Source organism: Pseudochrobactrum kiredjianiae (assembly GCF_030362795.1).
In the GTDB taxonomy this organism is placed as follows: Bacteria; Pseudomonadota; Alphaproteobacteria; order Rhizobiales; family Rhizobiaceae; genus Pseudochrobactrum; species Pseudochrobactrum kiredjianiae.
Genome location: NZ_JAUCBM010000001.1, coordinates 1,291,641 through 1,315,302 on the forward strand (window position 1 = coordinate 1,291,641; position 23,662 = coordinate 1,315,302).

The 23,662-nt window shown below is 51.0% G+C and carries 22 protein-coding genes; 20 read left to right on the plus strand and 2 right to left on the minus strand.

Annotated features, from left to right (window positions below; genetic code table 11):
- The first annotated feature begins 34 nt into the window (after positions 1 to 34).
- From rpoZ to acpS, 11 genes are all read left to right on the plus strand, one after another.
- Positions 35 to 436 carry a DNA-directed RNA polymerase subunit omega gene (gene rpoZ, locus QUF18_RS05715; RefSeq protein WP_289385981.1) on the plus strand — a complete coding sequence of 134 codons (402 nt, stop codon included), beginning with the start codon at positions 35 to 37 and terminating at the stop codon, positions 434 to 436.
- Positions 437 to 749: 313 nt separating this feature from the next.
- On the plus strand, positions 750 to 2,984 hold the full coding sequence (locus QUF18_RS05720) for a RelA/SpoT family protein (RefSeq protein ID WP_289385982.1): 2,235 nt from the start codon (positions 750 to 752) through the stop codon (positions 2,982 to 2,984).
- A 9-nt stretch (positions 2,985 to 2,993) separates the two neighbouring features.
- Complete coding sequence (gene pyrE, locus QUF18_RS05725) at positions 2,994 to 3,572, plus strand: orotate phosphoribosyltransferase (RefSeq protein WP_289385983.1); 579 nt, start codon at positions 2,994 to 2,996, stop codon at positions 3,570 to 3,572.
- A gap of 295 nt (positions 3,573 to 3,867) precedes the next feature.
- On the plus strand, positions 3,868 to 4,530 hold the full coding sequence (locus tag QUF18_RS05730; RefSeq protein WP_289386166.1) for a helix-turn-helix domain-containing protein: 663 nt from the start codon (positions 3,868 to 3,870) through the stop codon (positions 4,528 to 4,530).
- A 152-nt stretch (positions 4,531 to 4,682) separates the two neighbouring features.
- Complete coding sequence (locus QUF18_RS05735; RefSeq protein ID WP_289385984.1) at positions 4,683 to 6,257, plus strand: peptide ABC transporter substrate-binding protein; 1,575 nt, start codon at positions 4,683 to 4,685, stop codon at positions 6,255 to 6,257.
- 278 nt (positions 6,258 to 6,535) lie between these two features.
- Positions 6,536 to 8,116: a cytochrome ubiquinol oxidase subunit I gene (locus tag QUF18_RS05740; protein WP_289385985.1), complete on the plus strand. Its 1,581-nt coding sequence runs from the start codon at positions 6,536 to 6,538 to the stop codon at positions 8,114 to 8,116.
- Positions 8,117 to 8,137: 21 nt separating this feature from the next.
- On the plus strand, positions 8,138 to 9,286 hold the full coding sequence (gene cydB, locus QUF18_RS05745) for a cytochrome d ubiquinol oxidase subunit II (RefSeq protein WP_374806763.1): 1,149 nt from the start codon (positions 8,138 to 8,140) through the stop codon (positions 9,284 to 9,286).
- A 33-nt stretch (positions 9,287 to 9,319) separates the two neighbouring features.
- A complete protein-coding gene (gene cydX / locus QUF18_RS20495) occupies positions 9,320 to 9,544 on the plus strand; it encodes a cytochrome bd-I oxidase subunit CydX (RefSeq protein ID WP_374806765.1) in 225 nt (74 codons plus the stop codon).
- Positions 9,541 to 10,878: an oxygen-independent coproporphyrinogen III oxidase gene (gene hemN, locus QUF18_RS05755; protein ID WP_289385986.1), complete on the plus strand. Its 1,338-nt coding sequence runs from the start codon at positions 9,541 to 9,543 to the stop codon at positions 10,876 to 10,878. The genes cydX and hemN overlap by 4 nt, the downstream gene beginning before the upstream one ends.
- Positions 10,879 to 11,290: 412 nt before the next feature.
- Positions 11,291 to 11,875, plus strand: a complete 585-nt coding sequence (locus QUF18_RS05760) for a DUF2062 domain-containing protein (RefSeq protein ID WP_289385987.1) — start codon at positions 11,291 to 11,293, stop codon at positions 11,873 to 11,875.
- Positions 11,872 to 12,270, plus strand: coding sequence for a holo-ACP synthase (gene acpS, locus QUF18_RS05765; RefSeq protein WP_289385988.1), 399 nt, complete (start codon positions 11,872 to 11,874; stop codon positions 12,268 to 12,270). The genes QUF18_RS05760 and acpS overlap by 4 nt, the downstream gene beginning before the upstream one ends.
- A gap of 95 nt (positions 12,271 to 12,365) precedes the next feature.
- Here acpS and QUF18_RS05770 read toward each other — a convergent pair whose 3' ends face one another.
- A complete protein-coding gene (locus tag QUF18_RS05770; RefSeq protein ID WP_289385989.1) occupies positions 12,366 to 12,815 on the minus strand; it encodes a GNAT family N-acetyltransferase in 450 nt (149 codons plus the stop codon).
- Positions 12,816 to 13,290: 475 nt separating this feature from the next.
- On the opposite strand from QUF18_RS05770, the gene lepB reads away from it, so the two are divergent.
- The 4 genes from lepB to recO all read left to right on the plus strand — a co-directional run bounded on the left by lepB (position 13,291) and on the right by recO (position 16,731).
- Positions 13,291 to 14,076, plus strand: a complete 786-nt coding sequence (lepB, locus tag QUF18_RS05775; RefSeq protein WP_289385990.1) for a signal peptidase I — start codon at positions 13,291 to 13,293, stop codon at positions 14,074 to 14,076.
- Between the two features lie 54 nt (positions 14,077 to 14,130).
- On the plus strand, positions 14,131 to 14,835 hold the full coding sequence (gene rnc / locus QUF18_RS05780; protein WP_289385991.1) for a ribonuclease III: 705 nt from the start codon (positions 14,131 to 14,133) through the stop codon (positions 14,833 to 14,835).
- Between the two features lie 212 nt (positions 14,836 to 15,047).
- Positions 15,048 to 15,992 (plus strand): GTPase Era, encoded by a 945-nt coding sequence (gene era / locus QUF18_RS05785; RefSeq protein ID WP_289385993.1) that lies wholly within the window; start codon positions 15,048 to 15,050, stop codon positions 15,990 to 15,992.
- 13 nt (positions 15,993 to 16,005) lie between these two features.
- Positions 16,006 to 16,731: a DNA repair protein RecO gene (gene recO, locus QUF18_RS05790; RefSeq protein ID WP_289385994.1), complete on the plus strand. Its 726-nt coding sequence runs from the start codon at positions 16,006 to 16,008 to the stop codon at positions 16,729 to 16,731.
- Here the strand turns inward: recO and QUF18_RS05795 are convergent, their stop codons facing one another.
- Positions 16,732 to 17,964 (minus strand): MFS transporter, encoded by a 1,233-nt coding sequence (locus tag QUF18_RS05795; protein WP_289385995.1) that lies wholly within the window; start codon positions 17,962 to 17,964, stop codon positions 16,732 to 16,734.
- A gap of 427 nt (positions 17,965 to 18,391) precedes the next feature.
- On the opposite strand from QUF18_RS05795, the gene nadA reads away from it, so the two are divergent.
- Genes nadA through panB form a run of 5 tightly spaced genes read left to right on the plus strand, consistent with a single transcriptional unit; the run spans position 18,392 to position 23,619 of the window.
- Complete coding sequence (nadA, locus tag QUF18_RS05800) at positions 18,392 to 19,468, plus strand: quinolinate synthase NadA (protein WP_289385996.1); 1,077 nt, start codon at positions 18,392 to 18,394, stop codon at positions 19,466 to 19,468.
- 10 nt (positions 19,469 to 19,478) lie between these two features.
- Positions 19,479 to 21,029 carry an L-aspartate oxidase gene (locus tag QUF18_RS05805; protein ID WP_289385997.1) on the plus strand — a complete coding sequence of 517 codons (1,551 nt, stop codon included), beginning with the start codon at positions 19,479 to 19,481 and terminating at the stop codon, positions 21,027 to 21,029.
- Positions 21,029 to 21,892 carry a carboxylating nicotinate-nucleotide diphosphorylase gene (nadC, locus tag QUF18_RS05810; protein ID WP_289385998.1) on the plus strand — a complete coding sequence of 288 codons (864 nt, stop codon included), beginning with the start codon at positions 21,029 to 21,031 and terminating at the stop codon, positions 21,890 to 21,892. Before QUF18_RS05805 ends, nadC begins: the two co-directional genes overlap by 1 nt.
- 37 nt (positions 21,893 to 21,929) lie before the next feature.
- Positions 21,930 to 22,787 (plus strand): pantoate--beta-alanine ligase, encoded by an 858-nt coding sequence (gene panC, locus QUF18_RS05815; protein ID WP_289385999.1) that lies wholly within the window; start codon positions 21,930 to 21,932, stop codon positions 22,785 to 22,787.
- Positions 22,788 to 22,809: 22 nt separating this feature from the next.
- Complete coding sequence (panB, locus tag QUF18_RS05820) at positions 22,810 to 23,619, plus strand: 3-methyl-2-oxobutanoate hydroxymethyltransferase (protein ID WP_289386000.1); 810 nt, start codon at positions 22,810 to 22,812, stop codon at positions 23,617 to 23,619.
- Positions 23,620 to 23,662: the final 43 nt, after the last annotated feature.

The window sequence follows — 23,662 nt, forward strand, 5'->3', positions numbered from 1 at the left end:
CCTGAATTAATTTGAGAGATGAAAGGGGCGATCTATGGCCCGCGTTACCGTTGAGGATTGCGTTGACAAGGTAGACAACCGCTTTGAGCTGGTTCTGCTTGCCAGCCATCGTGCACGTCAGATCTCACAGGGCGGTCAGATTACCATTGATCGCGACAACGATAAAAACCCGGTTGTTGCGCTGCGTGAAATCGCTGACGAGACTCTGTCGCCGGGTGATCTGAAAGAAGACCTGATCCATTCGCTGCAGAAGCATGTGGAAATCGACGAGCCGGAAGCACCAGCTCCATTGCAGATCAGCGGTTCTATGGATGAACTGACCGGTGAAGCGATTGTTGGCGCTGAAGACATTATGACTTTCGACAGCATGAGCGAAGAAGATCTGCTTGCTGGTATTGAAGGTCTTGTTGCACCAGAGAAAAGCGACGATTACTGATTTTTGTTGAAGCGCTTTAAGCTGTTTCAACGGATTTCCGGCTATATTTGTATGATGCCGGTGTCAGTAAAGATCGGATTATTAAAGCGCTGCAGATCACTCTGCGGCGCTTTATTTTGTGCGAAAATGGCTGTTTTAATATTCAGTTGATAAAATGCCGCACAAAAAATGCCGGAACTTGTTGAATTAATGCAGAGTTTTAAACTGGTGCCGCTTTGTACCAGTTGCGTTTTACAGTAAATTCCTGTGTTGCGACAAATGACTTGATTGATGTGTGAGCCGGAATTTATTGTAATAAGAGGAGTGCAGGCTGATGATGCGCCAATATGAGCTGGTTGAGCGGGTGCAGCACTATAAGCCTGATGTAAATGAGGCGCTGCTGAATAAGGCTTATGTTTATGCTATGCAAAAACATGGCAGCCAGAAGCGTGCGTCCGGCGACCCTTATTTCTCTCATCCGCTCGAAGTTGCAGCCATTCTCACGGATATGCGTCTTGATGAGGCGACGATTGCGATCGCTCTGCTGCACGACACAATTGAAGATACCGATGCGACCCGCGCCGAGATTGACCAGCTTTTTGGTCCTGAAATCGGCAAGCTGGTTGAAGGTCTGACCAAGCTTAAAAAGCTCGATCTGGTTTCCAAAAAAGCCGTGCAGGCAGAAAATCTGCGCAAGCTGTTGCTGGCGATTTCCGATGATGTACGCGTGTTGCTGGTGAAGCTGGCTGACCGTTTACACAATATGCGCACGCTTGGCGTGATGCGCGAAGATAAGCGTCTGCGTATTGCCGAAGAAACTATGGATATTTATGCGCCGCTGGCTGGCCGCATGGGTATGCAGGATATGCGTGAAGAGCTGGAAGAACTGGCTTTCCGCTATATCAATCCGGAAGCATGGCGCGCAGTAACTGACCGCCTTGCCGAGTTGATGGAGAAAAACCGCGGTCTGCTCAGCAAGATTGAAGCTGATTTGGCGCTATTGTTTCAGGAAAAAGGCTTGCAGGCAGATGTCTCAAGTCGTCAGAAAAAGCCGTGGTCGGTTTTCCGTAAGATGGAAACCAAAGGTCTGTCTTTCGAGCAGCTTTCCGATATTTTCGGTTTCCGCGTCATCGTTGATAATGTTGATGATTGTTACAAGGCGCTGGGTATTATTCACCGTACATGGTCGATGGTGCCGGGACGTTTCAAGGACTATATTTCAACGCCGAAACAGAATGATTACCGTTCCATTCATACCACAATTATCGGGCCTTCCCGTCAGCGTGTAGAGCTGCAAATCCGCACCCGCGCTATGGATGATGTGGCGGAATATGGTGTGGCTGCCCATTCGATCTATAAAGACGGTCGCAGTAATACCGTGCCGACTGCGATCTCGACAGAGTCTAACGCCTATGCATGGCTGCGCCGGACGATTGAAGCGCTGTCAGAAGGCGATAATCCTGAGGAGTTTCTGGAACACACCAAGCTGGAGCTGTTTCAGGATCAGGTATTCTGCTTCACACCGAAAGGTCGCTTGATTGCGCTGCCGCGCGGCGCAACGCCGATTGATTTTGCCTATGCAGTGCATACGGATATCGGTGACTCGACGGTTGGTGTGAAGATCAACGGCCGCATGATGCCGCTGATGACTGAGCTGAAAAACGGTGATGAAGTCGACATTATCCGCTCGAAATCGCAGGTGCCGCCGACCGCATGGGAATCCATCGTGGTTACCGGTAAGGCGCGTTCTGCTATTCGTCGCGCAACCCGTGCAGCGGTGCGTAAGCAATATTCGGGTCTCGGAATGCGCATTCTTGAGCGGGCTTTTGAACGTAGCGGCAAAACTTTCAGCAAGGATTTGCTGAAGCCTTCATTGGCGCGTCTGGCTCGCAAGGATATTGAGGATGTTTTCGCGGCGGTTGGTCGTGGTGAATTGTCATCCGGCGATGTTTTGAAAGCAGTATATCCTGATTATCAGGATACGCGTGTGACGGCTGGCAGCCCTGCTAAAACCGGTGAAAAGGGTTGGTTTAACCTGCAAAATGCTGCGGGTATGATCTTTAAAGTACCGGAAGGCGGCAATGCTGAGGAAGCACAGAAGCAGGCTGCCGCTCAAAATCATGCAGTGCCGATCCGTGGTGCAAATTCAGATCTGCCGGTACGTTTTGCGCCAGAAGGTGCCGTGCCGGGTGACCGTATCGTCGGTATTTTGCAACCGGGAGTAGGGATTACCATTTACCCGATCCAGTCTTCTGCATTGACCGCTTATGACGATCAACCGGAGCGTTGGATTGATGTGCGCTGGGATATCGACAGTGAAATGCATGAGCGTTTTCCTGCACGTGTATCGGTCTCTGCAATCAACTCACCGGGCTCATTGGCTGAAATTGCGCAGGTGGTTTCTGCGAATGACACGAATATTCACAATCTTTCCATGGTACGCACCGCGCCGGACTTTACGGAAATGATTATTGATCTTGAGGTTTGGGATCTCAAACATCTCAACCGCATTATTACGCAATTGAAAGAAAGCGCCTGTGTCAGTGATGCGCAGCGCGTTAGCGGATAAGAGGCTATTATGAATACTGAAGATGTGCTGGGCGTATTTCGTGAGGCAGGTGCCATTCTTGAAGGGCATTTTATCCTGACTTCCGGTCGCCGCAGTCCTGTTTTCCTGCAAAAAGCACGGGTGTTCATGCATGCCGACAAGACGGAAAAACTGTGTAAAGCACTGGCTGAAAAGATAAAAACCGCTGATTTGGGGCCAATCGACTATGTTGTCGGGCCTGCCATCGGTGGCCTGATCCCGTCTTATGAGACATCGCGCCATCTCGGCGTGCCGTCGATCTGGGTGGAGCGTGAAAATGGTGTATTCAAGCTGCGCCGTTTCGAACTGCCGGAAGGCTCCCGTGTTGTGATCGTGGAAGATATTGTCACAACTGGCCTGTCAATCCGTGAAACCATTGAGACACTGCGCGACCTGAAAGCTGAAGTTGTTGCGGCAGCTTGTATCGTTGACCGCTCTGCCGGTAAAGCTGATGTCGGCACCAAGCTGATCGCCTTGGCTGAATATGAAGTGCCATCCTATGATAAGGATGATTTGCCGCCGGAACTGGCAGCACTGCCAGCTGTTAAGCCAGGCAGCCGCAATATGTAATTGCAAATGTGGCTTTGCATTGGGAAATGCAAAGCCACTCCTTATTTCTTATGAGCGTGTTTTTTGACGCAGGCCTGTTCGGGATATAGAAATTACTGCGCATTCATGGCATGAGGGGCGCATTCTGCATGACATGAAGAGCCAGATGGCTCGTCGCTATTTATTGTTTTTTGCGCTAACCCCGTCGGGGCACTTACAAGGCATCATCGTGGTTTCAGTATTATCAGCTCAGACAAAACAAACTCAGCGTCATCGTGAACCATGCGGTGCCTGTGCTGATTGTGAAGTGCGTAAAATGGCAATCTGTGCTGCATTGCAGGATGATGCACTGGATGCACTCGAATCCATCATGACTTCGCGCAAGCTCGAAACCGGTGAAATGCTGGTGGAAGAGGGCGCGCCGAAGCTTAAAGTCTTCAGCCTGACCGCTGGTCTGCTACGCCTTTTCACGCTGTTGCCAGACGGTCGCCGCCAGATTTCCGGATTTTTATATCCGGGTGATTATCTCGGCCTTGCTGATGACGGGACTTATTCGCAAACGGCAGAGGCTGTTGTGCCTTCCGCCTTATGCAGCTTTTCAGTCAATGAAATGGATGGGCTGATGGAAGCACATCCGGCGCTGAAAGACCGGCTTTATGTGATGACTCGTGAGGCGCTGCGTCAGTCGCGGGATAACCAGTTGGTGCTTGGCCGATTGGCACCGGTTGAGAAACTGGCATCTTTCCTGCTGGTTTTGTCTGCGCAGGCAGAGCGTGTAGGGCAACCTGCAAATCCGGTGCATCTGGCGATGAACCGAACAGATATTGCAGATTATCTCGGCCTGACGATTGAAACTGTCAGCCGTTGTTTTACGAAAATGCGCACGCAGGGGCTTATTCATCTGCCCGACGCCAATACGGTAACTATTCTTTCGCACCGCTCATTGTCAGCGGTTGCCGGTGCAGAATTTAAAAGTTGATTTCTGAAAATCGTTAAAACCGGAACGCGCTGCGGCATTGCGGTGGGTAGAGTGCTGTCTATATTTTGTTGGGATTTTTTTGTTTTTGCGCTCGCGTAATATCAGTGCCGGAGAAGGACTATTTTTTGAAAAATTTTTAATTCGGAGGGAACATGTTCCGGCCACTACTATTTTCAGGACTATTATTATCTGTTTTTTCTAATTTTGCCCATGCGGAAACCGTTTTAAACCGCGGTAATGATATTGATCCGGCGACACTGGATCAGCAACTTACTGTGACAGTTGCCGAAGCGCGATTATTAAGTGATCTCTACCAAGGGCTGGTGATGCAGGATGCAAAAGGTGTAATTATTCCTGGTGTCGCTAAATCATGGGAGGTTTCACCGGATGGGCTAACCTACACTTTCAAACTGCGCGATAATGCCAAATGGTCGAATGGTGATCCGGTAACCGCGTCGGATTTTGTCTTCACTTTTCAAAGGATTATGGATCCGCAGACAGCAGCACCTTATGCCAATGTGCTTTTTCCGATCAAAAACGGCGAAGCGATTGCCACGGGCAAAATGCCTAAGGAGAAACTGGGTGTTGAAGCTATTGATGCGCAGACGTTAAAATTCACTTTGCAAGCGCCAACACCATATTTTGTGCAGCTTATGACACATAATACGGCACTGCCTTTGAATAAAAAAAGTGTGGAAGCCAATGGCAAAAAATTTACTGCGCCCGGTAATCTGGTGACGAATGGTGCCTATCAGTTAGTCAGCTTTGTACCGAATGACAAAATTACCATGAAGAAAAATCCGTATTATTATAATGCGGATCAAGTAAAAATCGATGTCGTAAACTGGTTCCCTTTTGAGGATCGTGCCAGTTGTATGCGCCGGTTTGAAGCGAAGGAAATCCAGATATGCTCCGATGTTCCGGCAGATCAGATGGATTATGTGAAAAAGACCTTTGGTAAAGAGCTGCATGTTGCTCCACTATTGGGAAGTTATTTCCTTGATATCAAAGGCAAGGACGGTAGTTCGTTGAAAGATGTGCGCGTACGCCGTGCGATTTCTATGGCAATTGACCGTGATTTTATCGCCAGTGAAGTCTGGCGAGGAACAATGCTGCCGTCTTATTCTTTGGTGCCGCCCGGTATTGATAACTATGTCAGCGGCGGTGTGAAACAGGATTATGCCAATGTCGATACTCTTGATCGGGAGGATAAGGCAAAGGCGCTGTTGAAAGAAGCGGGCGTCGAGCCGGGCAGTCTGACGCTTGAGCTTTACTATAGCACGTCGGAAAACCATAAGAATGTCATGGCAGCAGTAGCTGATATGCTGAAGAACATCGGTATTAAAGCAAAGCTGAATGAGCTGGAAGGCACGACTTATTTTAACTTCCTGCGCGAGGATGGTGATTTTAATCTGGCGCGCGATGGCTGGGTCGGAGATTACAGCGATCCGCAAAGTTTCCTGTTTCTTTATCAGACCGGCAACAGTTTCAATTATCCGAAATGGTCTAACAAAACCTATGACGCATTGCTTGAAAAGGCGGCGGTAACAAAGGATTTGAAAGCGCGTGCTGATATTTTAGCGGATGCAGAGCGTTTATTGCTGAAAGAGCAGGTGATTATTCCATTGTTGAGTTATGCATCCCGCGCACTGGTTTCTGATCAGGTTGAAGGTTGGCAGGACAATATTATGGATGTTCATGCCACGCAGTGGCTGTCCCTGAAATAATGGTCAGGTAGGAGCTGATTAACGGGCGGGGTATTCTCTGCCCGTTTTCATTTGACGGGCATTGATCAAAATCAATGCGGCAATTTCGCGGCCTGTTACAAATGCCTCTAAGGGGAGGCGGAGTCGTCTGAAAAAGGCGAATTCGGCAAGGCTTAGATTGTTTACTAATTTAGTATCGCCTTTTTTAATAAAGGGTGCATAAATAAGCGACGTCACAAAATAACGTGGCAGATCTGCATGTAAACCGTCGGTCTACCTTAGGATAAAAGGCTGAAACTATGATTGACTTTACTGTCGTTGATTTATCAAGATTGCAGTTCGCTGCAACAGCTATGTATCATTTTATCTTCGTTCCCCTGACACTCGGCCTGTCTTTGCTTATGGCAATTATGGAAACCGTTTATGTTATGACCGGTCGCGATATCTGGCGCCGGATGACAATGTTCTGGGGCGTGCTGTTTGGCATTAACTTTGCCATGGGCGTCGCCACAGGGATCGTGATGGAATTTCAGTTCGGTATGAACTGGAGTTACTATAGCCATTATGTAGGCGATATTTTTGGTGCACCGCTGGCAATTGAAGGCCTGATGGCTTTCTTCCTCGAAGCAACCTTTATCGGCCTGTTCTTTTTCGGCTGGACGCGTATGTCGCGCGTGGCGCATTTGATCGTCACATGGCTGATGGCGCTGGGCGCTAACTTCTCCGCATTGTGGATTTTAATTGCGAATGGCTGGATGCAAAATCCGGTCGGTGCGGTTTTCAATCCTGATACAATGCGTATGGAAGTCACAGACTTTATGGCTGTGCTGTTCAATCCGGTTGCGCAGGCTAAATTCGTTCACACTGTAAGTGCCGGTTATGTAACGGGCGCCATGTTTATCGTTGCGATCAGCAGTCTTTATCTGCTGCGCGGTAAGCATGTGGAAATCGCAAGACGCTCGATCACTGTTGCGGCTTCTTTCGGTCTGGCTGCGGCTTTGTCCGTGGTCGTGCTGGGTGACGAAAGCGGTTACGTTGCAACAGAACAGCAGAAGATGAAAATCGCTGCGATGGAAGCGATGTGGGAAACAGAACCTGCACCTGCCGGTTTCAACCTGTTTGCAATTCCGGGTGATGGCCAGAACAGCTACGAAGTTCATATTCCATATGTTTTGGGTCTGATCACCACACGCAGTCTGAGCACAGAGCTGCCGGGTATCAATGATCTGGTTGATATGGCTGAAAGACGTATTGAAAACGGTATCAAAGCTTCCGTTGATCTTGATCGTGTCCGCGCCAATCCGAATGATGCTGAAGCCCGTGAAGCCTTCAACGCCAATTGGCAGGATCTCGGCTATGGTCTGTTGCTAAAACGCTACCGCGATGATATTCAGAATGCGAGCCCGCAGGAAATCCGCAAAGCTGCTGAAGACACAATTCCAAGTGTCGGCACCTTGTTCTGGTCGTTCCGTCTCATGGTGGCACTGGGCTTCTACTTCATCGCATTCTTTGCCGTGGCCTTTGTTCTGGCCAGCATGCACCGCATCCACCAATATACCAATCGTACCCTGCTTAAAATTGCGGTGATCTCTTTGCCGCTGCCTTGGATCGCGATTGAAGCAGGCTGGGTTGTTGCTGAATATGGCCGTCAGCCATGGGCAATTGAAGGTGTGCTGCCGACATTCTATGCAGCTTCCAATCTCACAATGACTGATCTGGTGATCAGCCTTGGTTTCTTCCTCACTGTCTATACCGCTTTGTTGGTTGTGATGATCTGGCTGATGGTTCGTACCGTCAAAGCCGGACCAAAAGAACCGGTACGCCCTGATGTCGACATGGCACAGGATCCCGTACTCCTGAAAATGCAGAACAACGGTTAATCAGGGATAAGGAACGAGATCATGACAAATATTCCTTTAGACTACGAAACAATGCGCCTGATCTGGTGGCTGTTGCTCGGCGTATTGCTGATCGGTTTTGCGATCATGGACGGTTTTGACTTGGGCGTTGGTACGCTATTGCCTTTCGCAGCCAGAACAGATGAAGAGCGTCGTCTATTGATCAACCTGATTGGCCCGACATGGGAAGGCAATCAGGTCTGGCTTATCCTTGGTGGTGGCGCAATTTTTGCGGCATGGCCTGCACTTTATGCGGTGTCTTTCTCTGGTTTTTATCTGGCGATGATTGCCATTTTGCTGGCGCTGATCCTGCGTCCGGTTGGCTTTAAATTCCGCAGTAAAGTGGAAAATACCACATGGCGTTCCACTTGGGACTGGGCACTGTTCATTGGCGGTTTCGTACCGGCTCTGATTTTCGGTGTTGCCGTCGGTAATGTTCTGCTTGGTGTGCCGTTCCGTTTCGATAATGCCATGCGCATTTATTACGACGGCAACTTCTTCGGCCTGTTGACACCTTTTGCACTGCTCTGCGGTCTAGTCAGTCTGACTATGCTGGTGGCTCATGGTGCAACAGTTATCGTGGCCCGAGTTCCGGGAATTGTCGGCGAACGCGCACGCAGCTTCGGTAAAGTCGCAGCTCTGCTCAGTGTTGTCTTGTTCGCGCTTGCAGGCGTCTGGCTGGCCTTCGGTATCAATGGTTATGTCGTGACATCTGTTCAGGATGTGGCCGGACCATCGAACCCGATGCTCAAAACAGTCACAACCGGCTCCGGCGTATGGATGGAAAATTACACCAAACATAGCTGGATGCTGATTGCACCGGTACTCGGCTTTGCCGGTATGGCTCTGAGCTTCATTGCTCTGCATTGCCGCAAAGGTACGCTGGCCTTCTTGTGCAGCAGTGCCGGTATCTTCGGGATTATCAGCACAGCGGGCGTGTCTCTGTTCCCGTTCCTGCTGCCAAGCTCGGTAATGCCGAATGCAAGCCTGACTGTATGGGATGCATCTTCCAGCCATCTGACTCTGTTTATCATGCTCATCGCGACAGTGATCTTTCTGCCGCTCATTCTTCTCTATACCAGCTGGGTCTATAGCGTGATGCGCGGACCGATTACGAAAGACAGTGTCGATAATACGCCTAATGCTTACTAATCCTTTGAAGAGACAAGAAAAAGGAACAATGACATGTGGTACTTTTCCTGGATACTTGGATTGGGACTTGCCGCTTCCTTCGCAATTTTCAATGCCATGTGGTTTGAGTTGCGCAACGACGTGCTGGTGCGCGCCCCGGCGCTTGCGCCGAAAATGAAAAATAAGCCGGTTACGCCGAAAGTGAAAAATGTGTCGGTTACGCCGGAAATGAAACAGAAAGAACAGGCAGCTGCTGCCGGTAAAGGACAAACAGTATGACGGAGATTGCGGCAAGACATTATGCTTCTCTTGCCGTACCCCGCTATACATCTTATCCGACTGCCGCGGATTTCTCTCCGGTAGTCGGGAAAGATCAGTATGAGGCGTGGTTACGGCGATTAAGGCAGGGGGAACCGGTTTCTCTCTATCTTCATGTGCCTTATTGTCGTGACCTCTGCCACTATTGCGGTTGTCATGCCAAGATTGCGCGGCGTGATACGGTAATTGAGGCCTATGCCGATATACTGATCCGTGAAATTCGCCAGACAGGGCAATATCTGACCGAGCGCCCGAAAGCAGTTCATCTGCATTGGGGCGGCGGTACGCCAAGTATTCTGGGTGGTGAAGGCATTGGCCGTATCACGCAGATTTTGCGTGAGCAGTTCGACTTTGCTGATGATATGGAGCATGCGATTGAGCTTGATCCACGCAAAGTTGACAAGAAACTGTGCCGTGATCTGGCAGATATTGGTGTGAGCCGTGCGAGCCTTGGTGTGCAGGATCTTAATGCGGAAGTGCAGGAGGCCATCGGCCGTGTGCAGCCGATTGAGCAGGTTGAGGCTGCGGTCAATTCGCTCTGGCAGGTTGGCATTACCAGTCTGAACTTCGATCTGATTTATGGTCTGCCGCTGCAAACGGTTGCGACATTGCGCGAGACTTGCAAACGGGTGGCGGCATTCCGTCCGAGCCGTATTGCCTGCTACGGTTACGCGCATTTGCCTGCGCGCCGTGCCAATCAGCGTCTGATCGACACCAGCCTGTTGCCTGATGCCGATGCCCGTTATGAACAGGCGCAGATCGTCGGTGAAACATTCATGGCCATGGGCTATGAGGCCGTGGGCATCGACCACTATGCGCTGCCGGAAGATGCAATGGCCGTGGCTGCCAAAGCCGGTCAGCTGCGCCGTAATTTTCAAGGCTATACGGATGATGACTGCCCGACATTGCTCGGTTTCGGCGCATCGTCAATCTCGCAGTTCCGCGAAGGCTATACGCAGAATATTGCCGACATCGGTCAGTATAAAGCGGCTGTTCTTGGTGAGCGGGCTCCTGTCATTCGCGGTTATGCCTTCAATGACTCAGACCGCTTGCGGGCAAAAATCATTGAAAAACTGATGTGCGATTTCCGTGTTGATTTGAACGAGGTTGCACCGGGCGGTAACTTCTCCGACGAGCTGGCATTGCTACGGCCTTTAAGCGTTGACGGTATTGTTAATGTTCAGGGCGCGGTGATCACCATGACACCCGAGCATCATTCTCTGGTGCGGTTGGTTGCAGCCGTCTTTGATGAGTTTCGCAGAGAATGCGCGCATAGTTTCAGCATGGCCGTTTAAAACGGCCATGTAACAGAGCTTCGCATTAGCCGCGGGGGCGCGGGCAGATGCGGAGAAAGGGGCAGGGACTGCAAGCTGAAGGGGTAAGCTTCAGCGCGGAAATTGCCTGCAAAAGGCATCGCCTGATCAGCCACGGGGGCGCGGCGGATCAGTGCGATGCTTACTTTGTATTTGGGGGTAAAACAGGCTGAAATATTGCACTGTTTACAGGGTTCCCATGTGTTGCGGCACTTTCACGCTCTGTGCTTGCAAGAAATGACTGTTAAAAAAGCCTTAATATCGTATTATGTCAGTAGCTTCATGAGGCTTTCCGGCCTATGAAGCCTTGATTATGGCTGTCGGTAGCAGAATTATCTGCGGATAATAATGCATGACGCAGCCGCTATATGAAACAGGATGGTAACAGAGAGTAATGTTGTTCAGACGCAGAGAACCCTTGAGCTACAGGGAGCGCCTTCGTACAATGATCTGGCCGCGCCGTTCTTTTTCACGCTCATTGCGCTATATGGGCAAGCGGATTACCCGCATTACGGCCAGTCCGCATGCGGTTGCTGCCGGTCTTGCCGTTGGTGTTTTTGCGGCCTTTACACCATTCTTCGGCTTTCATCTTATTCTCGCGATTATCCTCGCTTATTTGATTGCCGGTAATATTGCTGCTGCGGCGATCGGTACGGCTTTGGCCAATCCGCTGACCATCCCGTTTATCTGGGGTGGAACATACGAAGTCGGCCGTATGATCGTTGATGAAAACGGTCAGTCGCAGGCATTGCCGCTGACCCGTATTCTGGAGAGTGAAATCTTCAAGCAGATGAGTTTTGCAGAGCTTTGGCAGCCGATTTTGAAGCCGATGTTGTTCGGCTCGCTGGTGCTGGGTCTTGGTTGTGCGCTGGCTGTTTATGTTGCCGCACGCTGGGCTACAATGAATTATCGCCATAAGCGCTTGCAGCGGATAGTCGTGAAGAAAAATCTGGCCGCGCAGCAGGGCATGTCCCGATGATTATTGGTATCGGCAGCGATCTGATTGATATCCGTCGCATTGAAAAGACGCTTGCACGTCATGGCAGTCGTTTCACTGAGCGGGTGTTTACAGAGCGGGAACGTGCCAAGGCTGAAAGCCGTAAACGTCAGGCCGATACTTATGCCAAGCGTTTTGCAGCCAAGGAAGCCTGTTCGAAAGCTTTGGGCACCGGTCTCTCGCACGGCGTGTTCTGGCGGGATATGGAAGTGATCAACCTGCCTTCCGGTAAACCAACCATGAGCCTGACCAATGGCGCTGAGACGCGTTTGCAATCACTGATGCCTGAAGGCATGAAAGCCGTGGTGCATCTGAGTATTACGGATGAATATCCGATGGCACAAGCTTTTGTGATTATTGAAGCTGTGCCAGCCTGAAGGTAGAAGACAGCGCCCGCATAATACGGGCGCTCTTTTATTGCAGCATAAAGAGTTAGAGCGACTTTTGTCCGCCCAATAGGGCGCACGGGGCGCTAAAGCATTTTGCGATATTGGATGAAACCGGATTTATCGGCAACACGGTCATAGAGCACCATCGCATCTGTATTGGTCTCATGGGTCAGCCAATAGACGCGGGAGCAACCGGCTTCTGCTGCAACCTTATAGACATGCTCAATCAATGCGCGGCCAATGCCTTTGCCGCGGATTTCCGGATTAACGTAGAGATCCTGCAAATAGCAGTAATCGCCTGTCGCCCATGTGGAGCGGTGGCGGATATAATGAACAAGACCAACGGCCTGACCATCGACAAAAGCCAGCGCACCATTCATCGGTTCTGCTGCATCCAGTAATCTTTCCCAGCTTTTATCGGTAACATCATCAGCAATACTGGTTTTGTAAAAATCCTGATAGGCTTTCCATAATGGCAGCCATGCGGCTTTGTCTTGTGCGGTGAAGAGACGGATTTCGACCGGTTGTGTCATGATCTTTATATTCCCCTGCGTTTTATTCAGTAGCTGACGTTCTTTTGATGAGACCGGTTGAATACTGATTTTCAATATTGTGGCACAGAATACATCATGGAATTTTCACGATAACCAGAATGAAAATGCTAGTCTGTGCAATAATTTGAACAATTTTCAGGATCAGAACGGTTCGTCTTTTAGTCATGAATCGCGGGTCATAAAAGCAAGAGCCGGTATGGTGTTTTTTATTGAAAAACCGGCCTGAAGCATGCCGCGGAAAAGTGGGAACCGGTTTTCCGGTAACGGCATGCGTAAAAGCAAACAGATAGAGCGAGCGCAGCGGATAGAACTAAACGCGGCACGCTCTAAATGCGGGTTTTATGCAACGCAGGCGGAGCGCAGTTCTTTGATCTGCGAGTTCCTGATTGCTTCATGGCTTTGTAGAGGTTAAGAGTCGCACAATAAACACGCGCAAAAGCGGAGAAGGTCGAGCTTGTCTAACAAGAGTGAAGTGAAAAAATCCGGCGGCGCCGGTGAACTCGTCAGTATTATTGTGCAGGCTTTGCTGCTGGCGCTTGTCATCCGTACTTTGCTGTTCCAGCCATTTAGCATTCCGTCCGGCTCAATGCGTCCGACGCTGTTGGAAGGCGATTATCTGTTCGTCTCCAAATATGCTTATGGCTATTCGAAATATTCTCTGCCGTTTTCGCCGGATTTGTTCGAAGGCCGCATCTGGGGTGCTGAGCCGAAGCGCGGTGATGTTGCTGTTTTCAAACTGCCGAGCGACACTAATATTGATTATATCAAGCGCGTGATCGGTCTGCCTGGCGATAAAATTCAGGTACGTGAAAGCGTTCTTTATATCAATGATGTCGCGGTGCCGCGTGAAAAAGTCGGTGAAATTTCCAATCCGGATGTGACCGACGAAAATCGTCCGATTGAAGTCTATCGTGAGACACTGCCAAACGGCGTTTCTTATGAAACGCTGGACGTAAGCCCGAATGCAATGGGTGACAATACGCGGGTCTTTGAAGTGCCTGCCGGTCACTATTTCATGATGGGTGATAATCGTGATAATTCACTGGATAGCCGCTATTCTGTTGGCTATGTGCCGTATGAAAATTTCGTTGGTCGCGCCAATGTGATCTTCTTCTCTATTTCCGGAAAATACAGCCCGCTGGAACTGTGGCGCTGGCCGACCAATCTGCGGTTTGACCGCTTGCTGAACTGGGTCGGTGCAACGGAAAATCCTAAATCTGTTGTAACGACAAATAACTGATGTGTGTTTTGACTAAATTAAAACTTGATAATGTTGTCGGTCAGGAGCCTGAAAATGGTTTCTGATCGCCAGCGTATAAAAATACTGCAAGAAAAAACCGGCCACACTTTTATCGATCTTGCGCGCCTTGAGCGCGCATTGACGCATTCCAGTGCCCGACCGCAATCCGGCTCGAACTATGAGCGTCTGGAATTCTTAGGTGACCGTGTTCTCGGGCTTATCATTGCGGATATGCTGTTCTCAGCCTTTCCTGATGCGCCGGAAGGTGAATTGTCAGTGCGCCTTAATGCGCTGGTGAGTGCTGAGGGTTGTGCATCTGTTGCCGATGAAATTGGCTTAGGTGATCTGATTGAAACAGGCTCTGACATCAAAAGTCTGAATGACAAACGTCTGCTGAATGTGCGCGCCGATGTGATCGAGGCACTGATTGCCACGATCTATCTTGACGGTGGCTTAGAGGCCGCGCGCGGTTTCGTGTTGAAATACTGGGAGCCGCGCTCACGTGAAAGCGATGCGGCGCGCCGTGATGCCAAGACCGAATTGCAGGAATGGGCGCACCAGCAAGGTAAGCAGCAAGGCAAATTACAGCCGGTTTACCGGATTGTCAGTCGTACAGGGCCGGATCATGAACCGGTCTTTGTAGTGGAAGTGGCAATCTCCGGCTTTCAGCCTGCGACCGGAACAGGACGTTCCAAGCGGATTGCTGAACAGGACGCTGCTGAAAATCTGCTGCACCGCCAAGGCGTCTGGCAGAAATAACTGATCTTATAAAACTTCCGTATTTACGCTAAACTTAAGCACATCCCGAAAAGTGGGAACCGGTTTTCGGAATAAGATGTGCGGTAAAATAAAGAGCTAGATCATTTTTAATAATTTAAAATGAAACGAAAATGATCTAGCTAGGGCTCGTTAAACCTGCGCAGGTTCTTCAGAGCATTTCCGATACAGCGCTTGGCTTAAAAGAGATAAAAATGACTGAAATCAACCATCCGCAGGATGACAGTGCAGCCACACCGGAAACACAAACCCGTTCGGGCTTTGTGACGCTGATTGGTGCGCCGAATGCGGGCAAGTCCACTTTGGTGAACCGCTTGGTCGGTACCAAAGTTTCGATTGTGACCCATAAGGTGCAGACAACCCGTGCGCTGGTTCGCGGGATTGTAACCGAAGATCAGACACAGATCGTGCTCGTTGATACACCGGGTATTTTTAAGCCGAAGCGCCGTCTCGACCGCGCTATGGTCACAACTGCATGGGGCGGTGCCCGCGATGCCGATCAGGTGCTGATCCTGCTTGATGCGCAGAGCGGCATGAATGAATCCGCTGAGGCTTTGCTGGAAAGCGTTGAAAAGACCTATCAGAATAAAATTCTGATCCTGAATAAGGTCGATCGCGTTGATCCGCCAAAATTGCTGAAACTGGCAGAGGCAGCCAATGAGAAAGTGAAGTTTGATAATACTTTCATGATCTCGGCATTGACCGGTTCAGGCTGTAAGGATCTGCTGAATTATCTAGTTTCCAAAATGCCATACGGCCCTTGGTATTACCCGGAAGATCAGATTTCCGATATGCCGATGCGTCAGCTTGCGGCGGAAGTCACCCGCGAAAAGCTCTATCTGCGCCTTCATGAAGAACTGCCTTATTCCTCGACGGTAGAAACCGAGAAGTGGGAAGAGCGCAAAGACGGTTCGGTACGTATCGAACAGGTCGTTTATGTTGAACGCGACAGCCAGAAGAAGATCGTACTTGGTCATAAAGGCGAGACGATTAAAGCCATTGGTCAGGCATCCCGTAAGGAAATGTCAGCTATTCTCGAGCAGCCGGTTCATCTGTTCCTGTTCGTGAAAGTGCGCGATAATTGGGGCAATGATCCTGAGCGTTATCGCGAAATGGGACTGGAATTCCCGAAAGCATAAGGCATAACGGATTATGGAGTGGCGCGACGAGGGCATCATTCTTGGCACAAGACGACACGGCGAGAGCAGTGCGATTGTGGAAGTGATGACCCGCGCCCATGGCCGACATATGGGCGTGGTGCGCGGCGGCCGCTCCAAACGTATGCAACCGATGCTGCAGGTGGGCAACCATGTTTCCCTGCATTGGTGGGCGCGGCTTGATGAACATTTAGGCTCTTATCAGATCGAGCCGTTGAGCTTCTCAGCAGCACGGCTGATTGATCTGCCGGTGGCGCTGTTCGCTATTCAGTTGGCAGCGGCGCATTTACGGTTGTTGCCTGAACGCGACCCGCATGAAAATCTTTATGAGACATTGCAGCTATTGCTGGAGCATTGCGAGACACCGGTTACTGCGGGTGAGCTGGTACTACGCTTTGAGTTGATGTTGCTGGAAGAACTGGGTTTCGGCCTTGATTTGAAAAGCTGTGCCGCAACCGGCGGCACCACAGATCTGATTTATGTGTCTCCGAAAAGCGGACGAGCCGTATCTCGTGATGCCGGTGCGCCTTGGGCAGACCGGCTGCTGGCGATGCCGGAATTCGTTTGCAATTCCCGTGTCAGAGCCGAGACTGTGCCCGATATCTGTACGGCGTTTAAACTGACGGGCTTTTTCTTCACCCGCCATGTGTGGGAGCCGCGCGGACAGCAACAGCCGGAGTCGCGCTCCGGCTTTATTTCTGCTTTAAATCGGGCAGCTTAATCAGGCTGCAGAGAGAGCAGGGCGCTGCACAGCGACTTCGCGGATCGGCAGATGAATGAGTGCTGCAAACAATCCGAGAATAATGCTCAGCCACCACACCGCATCATAGCTGTTGTAAATCTGGTAGAGCGTACCACCCAGCCAGACGCCGATGAACGAGCCGATCTGGTGCGAGAAGAACACCATGCCGCCAAGTAGCCCAAGATGGCGGGTGCCGAACATTGTGGCGACAAGACCATTGGTTGGCGGAACGGTTGAAAGCCAGAGCAAACCCATTAATCCAGAGAAAATCAGCACACTGGTTCCCGATTGCGGCAGCAGGATAAAGCCGGCAACTAATATTGAGCGCAGCAGATAGATCAATGCCAGTATTTTTGGCTTGGAGTGGGTCTGACCGAGAAAACCGGCACCAAGCGACCCGATAATGTTGAAAAAGCCGATCAGCGCCAGCCCCCAGACCGCATAATGTTTATCCACGCCGATATCGGAAATATAGGCCGGAAAATGCGTGGTGATGAAAGCGACCTGAAAGCCGCACACAAAAAAACCGGCCGTGAGGAACAGGTAGCTTTTGTGGCTCAGTGCTTCTTTGAGCGCTTCAACGGCAGTTTGCTTGGCGCTCATATCAGGCATACGCGCATTGGAGGCATTACCGCGCAGCGGAATAGCAAGCAGTGGCACCAATAGCATGGCAAAACCAAGCCAGACCAGCGCATCCGACCAGCCAAAACGTTCAATCAACCCCAGCGAAATCGGTGCGAATGCGAACATACCGGCAGAACCGGCAGCAGTCCCCAGGCCAAAAACCATACTGCGCTGCTGAGCGCTGACATGGCGGGCAAAGGCCGAGAGAATAATCCCGTAAGAACCGGCCGCAACACCAAGACCAACCAGAACACCACCGCCGATATGCAGAGCAATTGGCGCATCCGCATGTGCCATTAGCAACAAGCCGGAAGCATAGAAAATACCGGACATCAGCAGCACGCGCCATGAGCCGTATTTATCGGCAATCATACCGAAGATCGGCTGACCGGCACCCCAGAACAGGTTCTGCAAAGCCATAGCCAGACCATAGGTGCTGCGATCCCAGCCCTTATCACCGATGATCGGCAGCTGGAAAAACCCCATGGCCGAGCGCGGGCCAAAGGTCAAAAATGTGATGAGACAACCGGCGATAATGATCAGCCACGGCATAGATGCACTTTGATAGTTTTGCGAGCGAGTGGACATGCTGTTCGGTGCCTTCAGCGAAAATATCGGTAAAATGATTTTGTAATAGCGATTACATTATTTTTTTTACGCATGAAAGAGGCTTGAGAGAGAATGCCGCATTTGTATGCCTTACCAATTGATTTTGATGCATTTTCAGAAATTTTGGTAGCGTGGTTTTGAGCCTTGTGAATGAGGTGATGATTAATTTTACTCACTTTGAGCAAAATAATTTCTTGTCATGAAACTGTAATAAGCATAAAGATTCGCGCCACGGTATTGAGCAGTTTCAGGAAAAGTGTTTACGGTTTTCCGTTCGAAACTGCGTCATAGAAAATGACCGTTTTTCTTTTGGATATTATTATGCTCTATTTGAGTATAAATATGAAGGAAGCGGTTAAGGGGAAAACGGAGAGGGCAGCTTTATTGCTGCTTTATGAGGCAGATTATGACCACAGCCACCACAAAAGAGAACCTGAATAAAGGTGAAATCCGCAGCGCGGCAGAGCGTTTTGGCGTTTTGGAAATGCCGTCTCTGGAATTTACACCGGAGATCGCTGCGGAGACCGAGCATCTCTATCAGCGCGTGGCGCATCATATTCCGCGCATTGAGTGGCCTGCCTATGCGCCTTATGTGGCGGCAATCAATCGTATTAAAAAACAGCGCAATGCCGTTATCCTTGCCCATAACTACCAAACGCCGGAAATCTTTCATTGCGTGGCAGATATTGTCGGCGATAGCTTGCAGCTGGCGCGTGAGGCTGAGAGAGTGGATGCCGATATTATCGTGCAATGCGGCGTGCATTTCATGGCGGAAACTTCAAAACTGCTCAGCCCTGAAAAGACCGTGCTGATACCGGATATGAAGGCAGGCTGTTCGCTGGCTGAATCCATTACTGGTGCCGATGTGCGCTTGCTGCGCGAAACCTATCCGGGTGTGCCGATTGTCACCTATGTTAACACCTCTGCCGATGTGAAGGCCGAGAGCGATATTTGCTGCACCTCTGCCAATGCTGTGCAGGTGGTGGAGAGTTTCGGTGTTGATCGCGTGCTTTGTATTCCCGATGAATTTCTGGCGCAGAATGTGGCGGCTCAGACTTCCGTTAAAGTGCTGACATGGAAAGGCCGTTGTGAAGTGCATGAGCGCTTTACCGCAGAGGAACTGCTGGCATACCGTGCCACTGATCCGTCTATTCAGATTGTTGCTCACCCTGAGTGCCCGCCGGAAGTGGTAGCCGTAGCTGATTTCGCCGGTTCTACCAAAGGCATGATCGACTATGTGCGCAATAACCGTCCGGCTAAAGTGATGCTGGTGACCGAATGTTCAATGGCCTCCAATATTGCAGCGGAAGTGCCTGATGTGGAGTTCGTCAAGCCGTGCAATCTCTGTCCGCATATGAAACGCATTACCCTGCCGAAAATTCTCGATACTTTGGTGAATATGAGCGGCGAGGTTTTTGTCGACGCGACAATGGCTGTCAAAGCGCGGCAGGCTGTTGAACGTATGATTAATCTGAAAAACTGACGGCGTGGCGATGAGCACGAAACCCAATCAGATTGTAATTGTCGGTGGCGGGCTGGCAGGTCTGTTTTGCGCTTTGCAACTCAGTCCTTTGCCGGTCACGGTGATCGCGGCTGCTCCCATCGGGCAGGGCGCATCTTCCGCATGGGCGCAGGCCGGTATTGCTGCGGCTGTGTCATCCGATGATACGGTGGAAAGTCATGTAACCGATACGCTTATCGCCGGTGACGGTATTGTGGATGAAGATGTTATCCGCATGATGGCCACTTCGGCCTCAGATCGCGTGCATGACCTTCTCGAACTTGGCGTGCCGTTTGACCGCGATCTTGCCGGTCATTTGCAAGTATCGCGCGAGGCCGCGCATAGTCATAACCGTATCGTGCGTGTGCGTGGCGATATGGCTGGCCGTGCAATTATGCAGGCACTGGTTGCCAAAGTGCGCGAAACGCCGTCCATCACATTGATTGAAAATGCTTCGGCCTATCAGCTGATTTCGGATGCGAATGGTATCAGCGGCCTGACTATCCGTCGCACGGATGGCTCGGATCAGATTTTACCTGCCCGTCAGGTGGTAATCGCCAGCGGCGGTATCGGGCATCTCTATCAGGTGACCACCAATCCGGTTGAGGCCAGCGGTTCCGGCATCGGCATGGCGGCACGGGCCGGTGCGCTTTTGGCGGATATGGAATTTGTACAATTCCACCCGACAGCGCTGGATGTGAAAGCAGATCCGGCACCTCTGGCAACCGAGGCTCTGCGTGGTCATGGCGCACACCTCGTCAATAAGGCTGGTGAACGCTTTATGCAGCGTCATGATCCTGCGGCAGAAATGGCACCGCGCGATGTGGTCGCACGCGGCATTTATGAAGAAGTGATGAGCGGACGCGGTGCTTATCTCGATTGCACTCAGGCAATAGGTGAGAGTTTTGCGCAGGAGTTCCCGACTGTTTATGCCTATTGTCAGGCGGTCGGTATCGATCCTGCACATGATCTCATCCCCGTCGTGCCTGCCGCCCATTATTTTATGGGTGGTATTCTCACCGATATGGATGGACGTACAACGGTCAAAGGTCTGTGGGCTTGCGGCGAAGCGGCTTCTACCGGTGCGCATGGTGCCAATCGCTTGGCGTCCAATTCTTTGCTTGAAGCGGTGGTGTTTGGTACGCGCGTTGCTGATGCGATCAGGCAGTTGCCACAGGAAACAGCGGAACTGTTGCCTATTGTTGAAGTTTTGCCATTTTCTGATCGGTGTGCCAGTGCTGATGTGATGCAGCAATTGCGGGCGGTTATGAGCCGCAGTTTCGGCGTTATCCGCAGGAAGGATCAGATGTTGCAGGGACTGCAACAAATCCGGCAACTGGCGCAGGATAATCATGATCCGCTATTCGCCAATTGTTTGGCAACTGCGGAAGTGCTGGCCGTATCGGCTTTGGCACGCAAAGAAAGCCGTGGCGGTCATTATCGCAGCGACTATCCTGAAAGCTCAGTTATCTGGCAGCATCGGTCGATGATGACTTTGCAAGACGCCCAAGAGACTTATCAAAAATTAGCGGAAACTGCCTGATGAAAACTGCTTATCCTTCTGTTCTGCCTCGTCCGTTGGTTGAAGAGGCTGTGCGCCATGCGCTGCTCGAAGATCTGGGACGTGCCGGAGATATTACCAGTCATGCCACGATTTCTCCTGAGAAACAGGCAACAGCGATACTGACCAGCCGTGAGGATGGTGTGCTTGCCGGTCTGGATTTTGTGCGTGCCGCTTTCGCACAGATTGATCCGTCTTTGGAGGTTTCGATCGCTGTCACAGATGCAACCCGCATCAAAGCCGGACAGGAAATTGCCCGTATCAGCGGTAATGCCCGTTCCATACTGTCAGCTGAGCGTGTGGCGCTCAACTATCTGATGGTACTGTCCGGCATTGCGACTTACACGGCACGTTTCGCGGACAAGATTGCCCATACACAGGCGAAAATCTGTGACACCCGCAAAACCATGCCCGGTATGCGTTCATTTGCCAAATATGCGGTGCGCTGCGGCGGCGGTGCCAATCACCGTTTTGGCCTCGATGATGCGGTGCTGATAAAAGACAACCACATTGCCGTTGCCGGCGGTGTTAAACCGGCGATTGAAGCCGCCCGCAGCTTTGTCGGGCATCTGGTGAAGATCGAAGTTGAAGTCGATACGCTGGAGCAAATGACAGAAGCGCTCTCTATGCAGGCGGATGTGATTCTCCTTGATAATATGCCGCCGGAAACCCTTGTTAAGGCAGTGGAAATTAATGCCGGACGCGCAAAGCTTGAGGCGTCAGGCAATATTAATTTCGATATAGTGAAAGCTGTGGCTGAGAGCGGCGTTGACTATATTTCAACATCAAAAATCACAATGTCTGCACCAACTTTGGATGTTGGACTGGATATTGTTGTTGAATGATGAGACAGAGCCGTTACGACTATCGGGAAATGAGCATATGCAGCTGATACGCACGATTTCAGATTTACGGACGGCTCTCAAGGCTGAGCGCAGCCGTGGCAAGAGCATCGGCTTTGTGCCGACGATGGGCTATCTGCATATCGGCCATCTCACCTTGGTTAAAAACAGCCAACAGCATTGCGATGTGTCTGTGGTGTCGATTTTCGTCAATCCCACGCAATTCGCGCCCAATGAAGATCTGGCGCAATATCCGCGTGATCTGCCTCGTGATTTGAAATTGCTGGAAGAGCAGGGCTGCGATTATGTTTTCGCGCCGGATGTGAATGAGATGTATCCGGACGGCAGCGGCAAAACATCGACCTATGTCGATGCAGGGGAGCTTTCTTCCATTCTGATGGGAGCATTGCGTCCGCATCATTTCCGTGGAGTGGCTACGGTGGTGAGCAAGCTGTTCAACATTGTGCAGCCGGATAAAGCTTTCTTCGGCGAAAAAGACTACCAACAGCTCGCTGTTATCAAGCGTATGGTGACTGATCTCAATCAGCCGGTGGATGTGGTCGGCGTGCCGACTGTACGCGAGCCGGATGGGCTGGCCTGTTCATCGCGCAACAGTCTTTTGAGTGCGCAAGACCGCGCCGCAGCTGTTATCCTGCCGCAAGCGATGCAACTGGCTCAAACCTTGGTCGATCAGGGCGAGCGTTCTATTGCTGCATTGCACCAAGCTGTTGTCGATAAATTGCAGCAGGAATCACGTGGTGAGATTGAGGCCGTGGATATCTGCGATGCAGAAACACTAGCTGAAACAGCGGAGCAGCTCACCGCAGCGGCGGTGCTGTTGCTGACAGTGCGTTTTGGCAAAACCCGCCTTATCGACCAGCATGTGCTGCGTTTTTAATGTCTAATCAAAGGAAACGGCCATGAGTGTCCAGAAACAAATCCGCCGTATCACAGTGCCGGAAATCCGTGCCCGCAAGGGCGGCGTGCCGCTGGTATCTCTCACGGCCTATCATGCCCATACGGCTGGCATTGTCGATCGCTATGCGGATTTTATGCTGGTGGGCGATAGTGTCGGCATGGTGATGCATGGCATGGATTCAACCATCGGCGTGTCTATGGAAATGATGATTATGCACGGGCAGGCGGTGATGCGCGGCTCATCTCGTGCGCTGGTTGTGGTGGATATGCCGTTCGGCTCCTATGAGGAAAGTCCGCAGATCGCTTTTCGTAATGCGGTGCGGATCATGGCGGAGACCGGTTGCGGTGCGGTCAAGCTTGAGGGCGGCGTGCAAATGGCAGAGACGATCAGCTTTTTGACCAAACGCGGCATTCCGGTGCTGGCGCATATTGGTCTCACCCCGCAAGCCGTGCATGTGATGGGCGGTTATAAAGTGCAGGGGCGCGATCAGGCGCTGTGGGATTTGATCAAACAAGATGCACAGGCCGTTGCCGATGCCGGTGCATTCGGTATTGTGCTGGAAGGCATTGTCGAGCCGTTGGCGCGTGAGATCACCGCACAGGTTGCTGTGCCGACCATTGGTATCGGCGCATCTGCGGAATGTGACGGGCAAATTCTGGTGCTGGAAGATATGCTCGGCCTGAACGACAAGCCTGCGAAATTTGTCCGTCAATATGGTGCCATTGGTGCAGCCATTGACGAAGCAGTGAAGACTTACGCGGAAGATGTGAAAAGCCGCAGCTTTCCTGATGAGAGGCATATCTATCGCTAAAGTATTTCCAGAAAAAGTGGCCGCCGGTTTTCCGTCTGAAACT